The following is a 13,191-nucleotide window of genomic DNA, read 5'->3' on the forward strand; positions in this document are numbered from 1 at the left end:
AAAATAGACAAACTCGATTTTCATCGAGTTTGTCTACAGTCTGAGAAGAGGCTGTTAAAGCCTCTTCTTCTTTTTGAAAACTAGTTCCATCGAAAGCCGGTTTCACAGTATTTCCTACTCCATTGCGGAAAATGCGCATCCCAAATTATTTGATACTCTTCAAAAGATATAGAAACCAACTTCAAAGTTATCGAAGTTGTGGGTGTAGGGCGTATTCGCAGAAATCGATACCTTGTGTCGATGGCGCCCACTGGGAACTAGCCGAAGGTTGCAATTAGAGTGGAATGATTCATTAGAATTGTATCCAATATGCCAAGTTTTGCTCTTCATGTACGGAGAAAGTAATAGTGATGCATTACCTTTACAAGGATGATAAGAGTTTAAAAGTAGTTAATAAAATTCCTTAACTATATCCATTCAACATGGTTCGTACTCTTATTAAAAATGGAGGAGGTTAAAAAAATCTCCCTTTTCAATTGAAAATTTCCCCCTCAAAATCATGAATACAGTCCATCATATATTTTGATTTAAAGTGGAACGGAAAGGATTTGTCATTAAAAACTGGTCCTTTGATACCCATTATATTAATCTAAGAATTTGTTGCTCTCATTTCTGATAGCTGGGATTTATCAAAGAAAGAGAAAAGGAAATCGTTAAGGCTACTGTACCGCAAAAAGCTCCACAGTGGTTTATCCAAACCGTATATCGATCATTTTAATCTCCATTACATAAAAAGTGTAATGGCGTTTTTAAAGGGCACTAACCGACAGGCTGCGACGCCCGACTACAGACAGATAGGAATTCTTCCATATATAGCCTACTGGTCCCTGTTAAATAAAAATGGACGAATTGGGCTACTAACTAGACCGTAAGTTGTCCTATTGCATATAAAGGATTAATGAATGACAAAAGGGAGGCAGCTTATGAAAATTCGAAAGGCCATTATTCCGGCCGCAGGTCTAGGGACCCGATTTTTGCCTGCTACAAAAGCTCAGGCTAAGGAAATGCTGCCGATTGTTGATAAACCAACGATTCAATATATTGTTGAAGAAGCAGTAGCTTCGGGCATAGAGGAAATAATTATCATAATCGGTAGAGGAAAAAGATCAATAGAGGATCATTTTGATAAATCCTATGAGTTGGAAGATGCACTTTTAAGAAAAAATCAGCTCGATATTTTAGAGGAAGTTCAGAAAATATCCAGCTTGGCAAATATCTATTATGTCCGCCAAAAGGAACCGATGGGGCTAGGACATGCAATTCTCTGTGCTAAAAGCTTCATTGGAAATGAACCTTTTGCCGTTTTGTTAGGGGATGACATCGTTATGTCTAAAACACCCTGTCTGAAACAAATCATCAGTGTTTTTGAGTATTGCAACAGTTCCGTCGTAGCTGTTCAGAATGTTCCGGAAAAGGATGTCAGTAAATATGGAATTATTAAGCCAAAAGGGATAATGATTGAGCCAAACCTTTTTCATATAGATTCTTTGGTGGAAAAACCGAAAAGGGAAGAGGCGCCTTCCAGATATGCGATAATGGGGCGTTATGTTTTTAGACCCGAGATTTTTGAAACGCTTTCCAAGCTTCCGGTTGGACATGGTAATGAATTACAACTTACTGATGCCATTAATGAGCTAAATAAGCAGCAGGCCGTATTAGCATATAACTTTGAGGGAAACCGATATGATATTGGTGATAAAGTTGGATTCATTAAGGCAACAATAGACTTTGCTTTGCGCAGGGATGAAATAAGAGACGAGGTACTTTCCTATTTAAGGGATGTAAATAAGAAAGAAAACCTCCAAATAATAAAGAGAGAGCTTGAATAATATGAAAATAGCTGTTTTGGGTACAGGTTATGTCGGGCTGTCCACTGGTGTTTGTTTGTCAGAAATAGGTCATAATGTCATTTGTATCGATACTGATGAACAGAAAATTAAAAGCCTACGTCAAGGGATTTCTCCAATATATGAACCCGGTCTGGAGAATTTGCTTATTCAAAATGCTGCAGCGGGTAGACTGCTATTTACTACATCTCATCGAGAAGCGCTAAATGGTGCCGAGATTATCATCATTGCCGTAGGAACACCGCAAATGGAGGATGGGGGAGCGGATTTATCTTATATTGTGCAGGCAGCGAAGGATATTGCTGCGAACCTGGTACAGAGTTCAGTAGTCGTTATAAAGAGTACTGTGCCTGTTGGTACGAATGATTTTATTAAAAGCATCATTGAAGAACATCGTAACGAAAGTGTCACCTTTAATATGGTATCAAATCCTGAATTTTTAAGACAAGGGTCTGCCGTCATGGATACGATGCAAGCAGATCGAATCATAATCGGTTCTGAAAATGATGAGGCTGCTAAGAAAGTACAAGAAATGTATCGTCCATTAAATGTACCATTTATACTAACAAGCATTCGAAGTGCCGAAATGATTAAGTACGCATCTAATGCCTTTTTGGCGACCAAGATTAGCTTTATCAATGAAGTTGCCAATTTATGCGGAGTAGTGGGTGCAGATGTTAAAGATGTAGCAAAGGGAATGGGAAAAGATAAAAGGATCGGAGAAGCTTTTTTACAGCCTGGCATTGGTTATGGAGGATCTTGTTTTCCAAAGGATGTTAAGGCGTTGCTTCATACTGCCAATTTAAATGGAGTACATTTTTCCCTGTTAAAAGAAACAGTAGCGATCAATGATTTTCAGCAGGAACTCCTTGTAACCAAAGCGATAAATCGCTTTGGAGATTTAAAAGGGAAAAAAGTTGCAATGCTTGGTCTCGCTTTCAAGCCAGAGACAGACGACATGAGGGAAGCTCCATCAATCAAAATTGCGCGTTCATTAACCAAACTTGGAGCAGAAGTGGTAGCTTATGATCCGGTTGCAGTGGATAATGCGAAGAACATATTAGGGGATACAATCAGGTTTGCAAGCACAGTCCGCGAAGCGGCAGTGAATGCGGATGCTGTATTCATTGTTACCGAATGGAAAGAGTTTAGACTTTTAGATTTGAAAACATTGATGACAACAATGAGACGGCCAATCGTTTTTGATGGTAGAAATTGTCTTGAAGAAGATCGAATCAGAGCGTGCAAGAAAATTGAATATTACCCAATAGGAAGACCAGCAATTGTTATTGGAATGACATAAAGCGAAAAAAATTTTCTAACACTTCTTTACCTCAGACATGTAGAAAACGTATATTAGGTTCAAACTGGCAATGCAGCACCTTTGATCGTATCTTGGGTGCTTTTTTATATTTCTTAAATAGAAGAAAAATCATCATCGACGATTAAAACTTCAGATTAACATCAACTATAACATGTTGTTTTTATTTTCATTGTTTGTAAATGATCTTGTGTCATGGCACATACTTAAATCCCCCTTTGTATTAGACAAATGCATACTCTCTGCCATTTAGCTTTACTGTATGTTATTAGTCCATGCGTACCTAGAGAGTCCTGCATAATATACTTGAAAAGGTCCAGGAAATTTGCTTACTATGCATGAAAGGAGATCATTTATTTGCACACAGTTATGCATTTGAATTTAAGAGTTGATCCGACCCAATATATCTCACAGATTCGAGAAGTTCCTGATTATGATTATATTCATATGGTACGACAACCTAAGTATATGATAGATCTTTCCCTTTTAAATGAGAAGGTTCATTATCTCAATGAAGTTTTCTCACCAAAAGAATATGTCAAAAGAAATAATATCTCCCTATTACATGCTCATCATGGCCAATTAGGGATGTTATTACTTCCTTTTAAAGAGGAAACAAACCTTCCGTTGGTAACAAGTATTAGAGGCAGGGATGCAACCCTGGCTAATCAGCCCATTGGCTATCTAGATAACATGAAAATGCTATTTGATCGAGGGGAGCGTTTTTTTCCAGTTTGTCAGTATTTAGCAGATAGGTTAATTGCTTGGGGTTGTCCTTCAGAAAAAATTAGAGTGTTATATGGGGGCGTTGACCTTAACGAATTCAAATACCGGGCACCACATAAAGGGGATTCTCAAAACATTCTATCCATCGGTAGGTTGGTGGAAAAAAAAGGACATCACATCTTAATGCAAGCTTTCCAAAAAATCAGAGGTAAATTTCCAAATGCAACCTTGACGATTATCGGTAGAGGTGGGCTTGAAGAATATCTCATTTCATTGGCAAATCAACTTAATTTAGGAGACTCTTTTCGCCTATTAAACCATCTCCCTAAAGATCAAGTTCGAGAACGAATGACCAATGCCGATATATTTTGCGCCGCGAGCTTAGAAGCTGCCGATGGAGATGTAGAAGGTATACCTAATACATTAAAAGAAGCTATGGCGATTGGAGTACCAGTGATTTCGACCAATCATGCCGGTATCCCTGAATTAATAACAAATAACAAAGAAGGGGTTTTAGTACAAGAAAACAATGTGGATGAACTGGCAGATGCTCTTGAATTTATGCTATCTAACAGAGAGATATGGGAAACATATACAGTAGCGGCTCGTCAAAAAGTGGAACAAAAATTTAACCTCGCCCAACAACTCCGACAACAAGCTGAATTTTATGATGAACTTGTAGCCCCTTATAAAGTAGGTAAACGATATTTGGTAACACCGCGCCAAATAGATAAAAAAGTCCATAAGGAGACTCCACAGCCTCAACAGCAAGGTAAGTATGATGGCGAAAGGATAGCGCCTAGAAAAAAAGCCGAATTAGCCAAAAAAGCCCTTATTTATATGCAACAGCTTCAAGGGCTCCAAGGGTTTCAAGAGCTTCCACAGCTACAACAACTTAAACAGGTTCCACAGCTTCAACAGCAGACTAAAGATAAAGTCAAAGATGAACTGGTAGCATCTAATAAAAATGAAAAAAAAGCTAAAGTTCAACAGAGAGCTAAGGATCATGATGAAAAAATAGCTTCTCGTAAAAAAGAAAAAAAGGCTCATAAAGCCGAAAAAGTCAAAAAAGCCCTATATAAACTTCAAAAGTTTCAACAGCAGGCCATAGATGAGCAGTTAGGAGGAGATCATGGAGGACTTTAAAACCATTACTGTTACCAAAGGTGAAAAATCTTTGGAAATTCACAATCCAACTAGCTATTCGCTGATTGGAATGGGTGCTCAAGGTGCAGTTTTTCAACTTTCAGAAGATAAATGTGTAAAAATCTATTCAGACCCAGTACAAGCGAAAATGGAGGAAGAAGCTCTTGCAGCTGGAAAACATCTACCCTTTATGCCTTTGGTATATGAAACAGGACCAAACTATATAGTCATGGAATATTTTAATGCACCGACCTTAAAAGAATATCTGAGAAATTGTACGTATATCCCTGATTCTATAGTAAAGAAACTTCTCTATATATTAAAGGAATTAAAACAAGCAAAGTTCACCATGATAGATGCCCCCCTACGCCATATTTTTGTCGTTGGTAATGAGGAACTTAAGGTGATTGACCATGTAAATTCCTTTAAAAGGATACACCCTGTACCATTAAAATTATTAAGAGATTTAAAAATAATCCTTTTAAAGGACTCGTTCCTAGATCAAGTGAAAAAGCTTGAACCGGACACCTTCAATGAGTGGGAGGATTATTTCAATCAAAATAGTTTGGATTTTAGAAACATTCCAGTCCACTCAGGAGGGTCAGGTAATGGAGTGAAAGTGGATAGCGCCATAACACAAACCCTCATTGGAAAAGGGCATCAAGGTGCTGTTTATCGAGTGTCTGAAGAGACATGCGTTAAACTTTACGGAAAAACTGAACATGCAAATCAGGAAAAAATGGTCCTTTTATCAAGTCAAGACTTGCCCTTTATCCCGAAAGTCTTTGAAACAGGACCCAATTATATTTTAATGGAATATCTATTAGGACCAGATTTAAATACGTTTCTTAAAAAACAATCTGTACTTTCTGAGGACATCACAAAACGATTACTCTATATATTAAAAACAATGGAAAAATCAGGTTTCAAACAAATTGATGCCCCATTACGACATATTATTGTAACCAAGAATGGTTTTAAATTAGTCGACCATGTGTACTCTTTTTCACGTGAACAAAAAAGACCTCTCGAGTTATTTAAAGACCTGCGAGAAAGAAATTTTTTAGATACTTTTTTAGAACAAGTGAAGGCGTTAGATCCCGGTACGTATGCTGAATGGACAAAAACACCAATCCCATTAGATGAAAATGAGAATACCCTTGTATAGTCATAGTTATCTAACCGTAAACGAGCATATAAAAAACCGATGATGATTTCGCATTCACCGGTTTCCAAGATGGTTTTAGCATTAACTCACTTACGTAAGTGCTAGTTCACAGCGGGTATAAGAGTGAATAACTCATGAGGCTTAAAGCGAAAAAGATAGCATTTACGAATAAAACGTTAGTCTCTCTCCAATGAGAATTTTGAGTTTATTTCCTCTTTTTATCCGTCATGAATTCTGTTCTGTCGGTGTAAAGAAACGAAAGTACCACTGTATAAAAAATGTAGTCAGTGTTCCGAAAAAGGTGTCAGAATCCCAATGTAATAGGAAGGGTTGGAATTAATGCTATGAACATTTTAGTAACAGGGGCAGCAGGGTTCATTGGTTTCCATTTAACAAAACGTTTGTTAGCCCTAGATAACAAGGTTATTGGAGTAGACAATATTAATGATTATTATGATGTTATTTTAAAAAACAATCGACTGAAGATATTAGAAGAAAACCCTGATTTTGAATTCCATAAAATGGATTTGTCAAATAAAGAAAAATTAAATCAATTATTCAAAGACAAAACCATTGATATAGTCATTAACTTAGCAGCCCAGGCTGGAGTACGTTATAGCATAGAAAATCCGGATTCTTATGTTAATTCCAACCTTGTTGGTTTTGTCAATATCTTGGAGGTTTGTAGACACAATAACGTAAAGCACTTAATTTATGCATCCTCTAGTTCTGTATATGGAGCAAATACTAATATCCCCTTCTCAACTAAAGACCCAGTGGATCATCCAGTAAGTTTATACGCTGCCACTAAAAAGTCTAATGAATTAATGGCTCATACTTATAGTCATTTATATAATATTCCAACCACAGGACTCCGTTTCTTTACGGTGTATGGTCCATGGGGGAGACCTGATATGGCTTATTACTCTTTTACTAAAAATATAATCGAAGAGAATACAATAAAGGTTTTTAATAATGGAGATATGAGAAGAGACTTCACTTATATTGATGATATAGTTGAAGGAATTGTCCGGTTACTTGATAAACCACCGATTCATACTATTGGATGGGACAGAGCTAACCCTGATTCAAGTTCAAGCTATGCCCCATACAAAATTTATAATATCGGTAACAATAAACCTATAAAATTAATGGATTTCATTAACACATTAGAAAAACTAATTGGCAAAAAGGCAAAAGTAGAATTCTTACCAATGCAACCGGGAGATGTTAAGGAGACATATGCAGATATCGCCGATTTGCATGCTGATGTGGGGTTCCATCCTTCAACAACAATAGAAGAAGGTTTAGCTCATTTTGTAAATTGGTACAAAAAGTACAATAAATAAGGAATAATAAGGTGTTGTCAAACTTCAATGTTGCATATTAGGCAGCACTGTTCAATAAATTAAAAGTTTAATATGTAAAAACCCAAAACCAAAGAATGGGTATATGGACGAATAATGCTAGTGAAAAAGATAAATTAAAAATTTTGTAAGTCATTAAAAGGAGAAAGTAATTTGAATCCTGAAAATATGAAAACCCCATTGGAAGTTCTTAATTAGTATAATTTGTCAGATTTTCTCATGACATCCCTTAAACGAAATTCTACAAAAGATCCTCTATTCAAATTAAATCCTCTGTTTGAAAACTGTTCTGAAGACCTACCATATAAAGACATTTATAAAGCCGATTCTATGTCCCCTCCTGAATATCACAAGCAAGTGAAACAAATTGCAGAACGGGAAAAGAGAAAATTTCTTATTAAAGGGACTGAGGTGAGATGAAAACTATTGCTTATTTTGTAAGTGAAAACATTAAAACACCAACGTTTTATATATAATCAAATCGTAAAAATAACTAACTATCGCACAATCGTAATCGGCCCATTCGACAATGCCGACCGTACAGAATTCCCCTTCGAAAACTACTATAATATAAACAAAATTAAAGATCTAAAAAAGTTCTTCGAAGAACAAGATATCATAGCCATTCATGCTCATCACGGCTCACACGGACAAGAGATTTTGCCTGTATGTGAAAAATATAATATTCCTTTGATTGTTAGTATTAGAGGACGAGATGGTTCGGACAGACCGGAAATTTTCGAAAAAAATGCTAAGCGATATTCAGCATTAAATAAACATGGTGCACACTATTACCCTGTATGCCAATATCTTGCAGAAGGATTAAGAAGGTTAGGAATTCCGGCTAAGAATTCCGGCTAAGAATATGCATGTATTATATGGTGGTATCGAATTAGATCTTTTCCCTTATTCTAACCGAACTCTTCCTACAATAGGCGAAATAAGAGTTTTATCGGTAGGTAGACTTGTAGACAAAAAAGGATTTGTTACTCTTATAAAAGCATTTAAACGTATTTATACACAATATCCAAATGCTAGACTGCATATTATTGGAGCAGGTGAAGATGAGAAACGAATTAAATCCACCATTGCAGAATATAACCTTAAAGATGTTGTGATTCTTAGAGGAGCTATGGATTCAAAACAAGTTTCGGACGAATTGAAAAAAGCCCATATCTTCTGTCTAGCAAGTCAGACAGCTAAAAATGGTGATATCGAAGGTATTCCTAATGCCTTAAAAGAAGCAATGGCTAGCGGTTTACCTGTCGTTTCCACTCGACACGCGGGAATCCCTGAATTAATTGAACACCAGAGAACAGGATACCTAGCTCCAGAAAAAAATGAAATGGAGTTAGCGAAGGGCATACAATTCTTTATAGAAAATCCAGATATTTGGAACGACTATACGGAAAGAGCACGGAAAGTCATTGAAGAAAAATTTGATGTCAATAAACAAATTATTGAGCAACAAAGATTATATTCTCTTATTAATACAATGAAAACAGAAACGGCAACGAAAAAGAAAACTAAAGCGGAAACGAAAAAGAAAACGAATACGGCAACGAAAAAGAAAACGAAAACACAAACAGAAACGAAAAAGAAAACCAAAGCGGAATCGGAAACGGAAACGAATACTGAAACGGAAACGAAAACGAAAAAGAAATCGAAAACAAAAACGAAAACGGAAAAGAGTAAAAAGAAAAAATAAATCAAGTAAGGAAACAGCATTGCGTGAAGGAAAAGAAGAATAAAATGACACTCTTCCAAAGTATTGGTTGGAAAAATGAATAGATCGTAACCAACAACTTTGGAGGGAGTGCATTTGGCGATTCTACAATCTCCGTTACAGGATGAAGTACGTGAAAAGGGAGCTATGCTCTAGGATCGATGGTTAGATTTCATATTCAATTGATCGCTTGCAATGTGTATTACGATCAAAAAGAAATGCCAAACAAAGTAAAAACATACAGGCAGGAAGGAGCTGTATTTTCATGGACTGGAAGTCTTTATATAATATTTGGACTAGTTATCCCAATTTAAATAATGAAATGCGTTTAATGCTTGAAGAAATGGAGGATGATGAAATATCACTTGAAGACGCATTTTATAAAAATTTGGAATTCGGGACAGGTGGTATGCGAGGGGAAATGGGGCCAGGTACGAATAGGATGAACATTTATACCGTGCGAAAAGCGACTGTAGGACTTGCTGAATATATTCAATCGTTTGGGAATGAGGCAAAATCCAGAGGAGTCGTAATTGCTTACGATTCAAGACATAAGTCTCCCGAATTTGCATTGGAAGCAGCCAAGACTTTGGCAACAAAGGGAATTAAAGCTTATGTATTTGATGAATTACGGCCTACCCCACAGCTCTCTTTTTCTGTACGTAAGCTGAGTGCATTTGCTGGGATCGTCATTACAGCAAGCCATAATCCGCCTGAATATAATGGGTATAAAGTGTATGGATCAGACGGAGCACAGCTACCTCCTAAAGCGGCGGATCAAGTCATTAATTACGTGAACGCGATTGAAAGTGAGCTTTCCATTGTAGTGGAGGACGAAGAAATCCTAAAGGACAGAGGGCTCATTCAAATCATTGGCGAGGAGCTGGATACCGCTTATAATGAGCATTTACTCACTATTCCTGAAGATTCAAAGTTAGCAGATGAAGTCGATGTAAAGCTTGTGTTTACACCGCTTCATGGTACAGCCAATAAATCAGTAAAACGTGCTTTGCATGATTTAGGATATCGAAATGTCCATATTGTTAAAGAACAGGAAATGCCTGATGCTAATTTTCCTACTGTTAAAGTGCCTAATCCAGAGGAACATGCTGCGTTTGAATTGGCCATTGCGCTTGGAAACCGTGTTAATGCTGATTTATTGATTGCCACCGATCCGGATGCGGATAGGCTTGGAATTAGCGTGAAGAACAATGCTGGAAATTATGTAGTATTAACAGGCAACCAAACAGGCGCTCTTTTTTTGGATTATCTAATTTCACAAAAACAAAAGAAAGGGACCCTTCCTCAAAATGGAGTCGTATTAAAGACCATCGTGACTTCAGAAATAGGACGGGCGATTTCTGAGCAAAATGGTTTAAAAACCGTAGATGTTTTAACTGGATTTAAATACATTACTGAAAAAATCAATGAATACCACACAAGTGGAGAACATTCTTTCTTGTTTGGCTATGAAGAAAGCTATGGATATCTAATCAAAGATTTTGCACGTGATAAGGATGCCATCCAAGCTACTATTCTGGCGGTGGAAGTCTGTGCCTATTACAAAAAGCAAGGTAAAACGATGTACGAAGGTTTACTGGATGTATTCGATAAATATGGATATTACTTGGAAGATTTACGGTCGTTGACTTTAAAAGGAATTGAAGGTGCGAAGCAAATTCAAGCGATTCTGAATGAATTCCGGGAAAATCCACCAGATGAAATCTCTGGTCATCAAGTAGTGGTTCGAGAGGATTATCTCAGCAGTAAAAAATACATGTTTGGGACAAATAGGGAAGAGGACATCAAGCTCCCGAAGTCGAACGTATTAAAATTCTTTCTTGAAGATGGAACATGGATATGTTTACGACCTTCCGGAACAGAACCTAAAATTAAATTTTATTTCGGTGTTCATGGAAGCTCGATGAAGGAAGCTCAGGGAAAATTATCCACCGTTACGACAGACTTTATGGAGAGTATCAATAAAATGCTTTAAAGGAGGACCCTCATTCAGAGGATCTTCAAAAAAACTGGGGTCAGCTTTCAATATATAAAGAAATGCTGACCCTTTTTTTGCCCATCAATGGATTAGTGCTGCATTCTAAATCTAGCACTTAGCCTTTCAGTATCATAAATACCCTTCTTCAAATCAGATCTCAAGCAGAGTATACCAAACATGAGTAGGACAACGGGGCTTATGCGGATATGCATGACTATTCGACACTAATTGGAATATTGAGCATATAATATACTATACCAATCCACAAAATCCCCCTATGTAGTAGCCTTGCTGATACCGTATGACGTTACGTAGTACAGTTGTACAGGCCCAAGGATGGACCTTATGAAAGGTGCTAAATAGGGAGGATTCTTTTAGGATCCTCATCGGCGTTAATGTTGAGGCATTTCCCAATGAGACAAGCCTTGAAATGTCACTTAAAAGATGAAGTCTTAAAAGGTAAGACACGTACATTTAACATCATACATAATCGAACATCCTAACAAAAAAATCAACGTCCTAAATGGTTGGAATAATAACCGCGGCAGGACATAAAGTGAACTTTTGTACCGTTAAGTACATTTCTAATTTTATGCTTTCTAGCTCGTTCACCAATAATACTTCTGTAATATGGAACAGGCTCACGAAATTATCGCTTGCTCCAAAAAACACCTATGCTTTTATATACAGTTGCTGTGATTATTGAAAACAGAGTATTAATTTTAAAAGCCATGGAATAAAGTATTAGAAGTTAAATGGAGCTTGCTTAGTTATTTTTTCATCTGTATTCGTTTCATCACCAACTTTCTTCCTCCTTATTAGCAGGGAAAGAAAGTTGATTCTTTTTAAAAGAAGTTCATGAGATTGACATTTTCTTTTTTTAGAAAAAACGTCTATTCCCTGCGAAGGTGAGTGAACATGAAAAATAGAATTAATACAAAAGTGATAAAAATGATCAGTGGAAACAAGGTAACTAGATTAAAGGTTCAAGTTGCAGATACTCAAAGGAAAAGAGAAAAGGGCTTGATGTTTGTTGGGAAATTACCCGAAAATGAGGGGATGTTATTTGTGTTTTCAGAAGAAATATATGGTGGATTTTGGATGAAAAACACATTTATTCCTTTATCTATCGCTTTTCTTGATTCATATGGGGTCATTCTAAAAATACTTGATATGGAGCCTTGTATAGAGGAGTATTGCCCTACCTATGATCCAGGAATTTTTTATTATTATGCAATTGAAGTAAATCTTGGATGGTTTGAAAAGAATCAAATCAAAGAAGGGGACTATGTAAAGTTTAATTGATTCATATCCCCACCTCTAGTTCTTGGAGGTGAATTTTTAAAAAGGGGTATTTATGTTGATTATGCTAGGAAGATTGTGAAGAGTTTTATTAAAACGAAAATGGTGTTTTACTTCATTACCGGGAGCTCAGCAGCTCCTTTTCTTATGCAACTAGAGAGGCAGGTTTCTTGAAGGGGCAACTTATATATTAACTTTTATTTCTCCGTTCTAACAAAGGCTGCACCCAGGCCTAGTAGTGGTGGAACCGCACCATAAGTCATGAGGTATTTAAATTATGCCAAGCCATATTCCTCAGTTATGAATTCAAAAGAAGTTTGACAGCATGATTATTAAACCAAAGATCTATTGCTGTATAAAACAAATCTTCTACATAATGTACTACAATTTTAATATTTCACTATAAAGAAGTAGATAAATTCAAAAAGGCCATCTAAAAAAAGAAAACCGAACTCAAATGACCGGTTTTCTTTTTTTCGTAAAGATTGTTGTTTTAAAACGAAACTATTTAAGGTTGATTGGGGCGGAAGTGCGAGACTCCCGCGGAAAGCGAGCATCTGGAGGGGAAATCAACCACACCTCACTACTT

General features: G+C 36.7%; 9 protein-coding genes. All 9 read left to right on the plus strand.

What is annotated here, in order from left to right; translation table 11 throughout:
- The first annotated feature begins 923 nt into the window (after positions 1-923).
- The 9 genes from galU to ADA55_RS05545 all read left to right on the plus strand — a co-directional run bounded on the left by galU (position 924) and on the right by ADA55_RS05545 (position 12,605).
- On the plus strand, positions 924-1,829 hold the full coding sequence (galU, locus tag ADA55_RS05505; RefSeq protein WP_048680283.1) for a UTP--glucose-1-phosphate uridylyltransferase GalU: 906 nt from the start codon (positions 924-926) through the stop codon (positions 1,827-1,829).
- Between the two features lies 1 nt (position 1,830).
- Complete coding sequence (locus ADA55_RS05510) at positions 1,831-3,150, plus strand: UDP-glucose dehydrogenase family protein (RefSeq protein ID WP_048680285.1); 1,320 nt, start codon at positions 1,831-1,833, stop codon at positions 3,148-3,150.
- 375 nt (positions 3,151-3,525) lie between these two features.
- Positions 3,526-5,040 (plus strand): glycosyltransferase, encoded by a 1,515-nt coding sequence (locus ADA55_RS05515; protein ID WP_048680287.1) that lies wholly within the window; start codon positions 3,526-3,528, stop codon positions 5,038-5,040.
- A gap of 31 nt (positions 5,041-5,071) precedes the next feature.
- Positions 5,072-6,208, plus strand: a complete 1,137-nt coding sequence (locus ADA55_RS05520) for a hypothetical protein (RefSeq protein WP_226990417.1) — start codon at positions 5,072-5,074, stop codon at positions 6,206-6,208.
- Between the two features lie 344 nt (positions 6,209-6,552).
- Positions 6,553-7,557, plus strand: a complete 1,005-nt coding sequence (locus tag ADA55_RS05525; protein WP_048680293.1) for an NAD-dependent epimerase — start codon at positions 6,553-6,555, stop codon at positions 7,555-7,557.
- A gap of 459 nt (positions 7,558-8,016) precedes the next feature.
- On the plus strand, positions 8,017-8,436 hold the full coding sequence (locus ADA55_RS30320) for a hypothetical protein (protein ID WP_065421112.1): 420 nt from the start codon (positions 8,017-8,019) through the stop codon (positions 8,434-8,436).
- 4 nt (positions 8,437-8,440) lie between these two features.
- Complete coding sequence (locus ADA55_RS30325) at positions 8,441-9,283, plus strand: glycosyltransferase (protein WP_065421113.1); 843 nt, start codon at positions 8,441-8,443, stop codon at positions 9,281-9,283.
- A gap of 283 nt (positions 9,284-9,566) precedes the next feature.
- The gene (locus ADA55_RS05540) at positions 9,567-11,297 is read left to right on the plus strand and encodes a phospho-sugar mutase (RefSeq protein WP_048680301.1); all 1,731 of its coding nucleotides are present in this window, start codon (positions 9,567-9,569) and stop codon (positions 11,295-11,297) included.
- 921 nt (positions 11,298-12,218) lie between these two features.
- Positions 12,219-12,605 carry a DUF192 domain-containing protein gene (locus tag ADA55_RS05545; RefSeq protein WP_048680307.1) on the plus strand — a complete coding sequence of 129 codons (387 nt, stop codon included), beginning with the start codon at positions 12,219-12,221 and terminating at the stop codon, positions 12,603-12,605.
- Positions 12,606-13,191: the final 586 nt, after the last annotated feature.

Origin of the sequence: Bacillus sp. 220_BSPC (genome assembly GCF_001054655.1) — a bacterium.
In the GTDB taxonomy this organism is placed as follows: Bacteria; Bacillota; Bacilli; order Bacillales; family DSM-1321; genus Peribacillus; species Peribacillus frigoritolerans.

Excerpts from the sequence above, each read along its gene's own strand:
- galU (WP_048680283.1), top strand. The coding sequence starts at position 924 with ATGAAAATTCGAAAGGCCATTATTCCGGCCGCAGGTCTAGGGACCCGA.
- ADA55_RS05510 (WP_048680285.1), top strand. The coding sequence starts at position 1,831 with ATGAAAATAGCTGTTTTGGGTACAGGTTATGTCGGGCTGTCCACTGGT.
- ADA55_RS05525 (WP_048680293.1), top strand. The coding sequence starts at position 6,553 with ATGAACATTTTAGTAACAGGGGCAGCAGGGTTCATTGGTTTCCATTTA.
- ADA55_RS30325 (WP_065421113.1), top strand. The coding sequence starts at position 8,441 with ATGCATGTATTATATGGTGGTATCGAATTAGATCTTTTCCCTTATTCT.
- ADA55_RS05540 (WP_048680301.1), top strand. The coding sequence starts at position 9,567 with ATGGACTGGAAGTCTTTATATAATATTTGGACTAGTTATCCCAATTTA.
- ADA55_RS05545 (WP_048680307.1), top strand. The coding sequence starts at position 12,219 with ATGAAAAATAGAATTAATACAAAAGTGATAAAAATGATCAGTGGAAAC.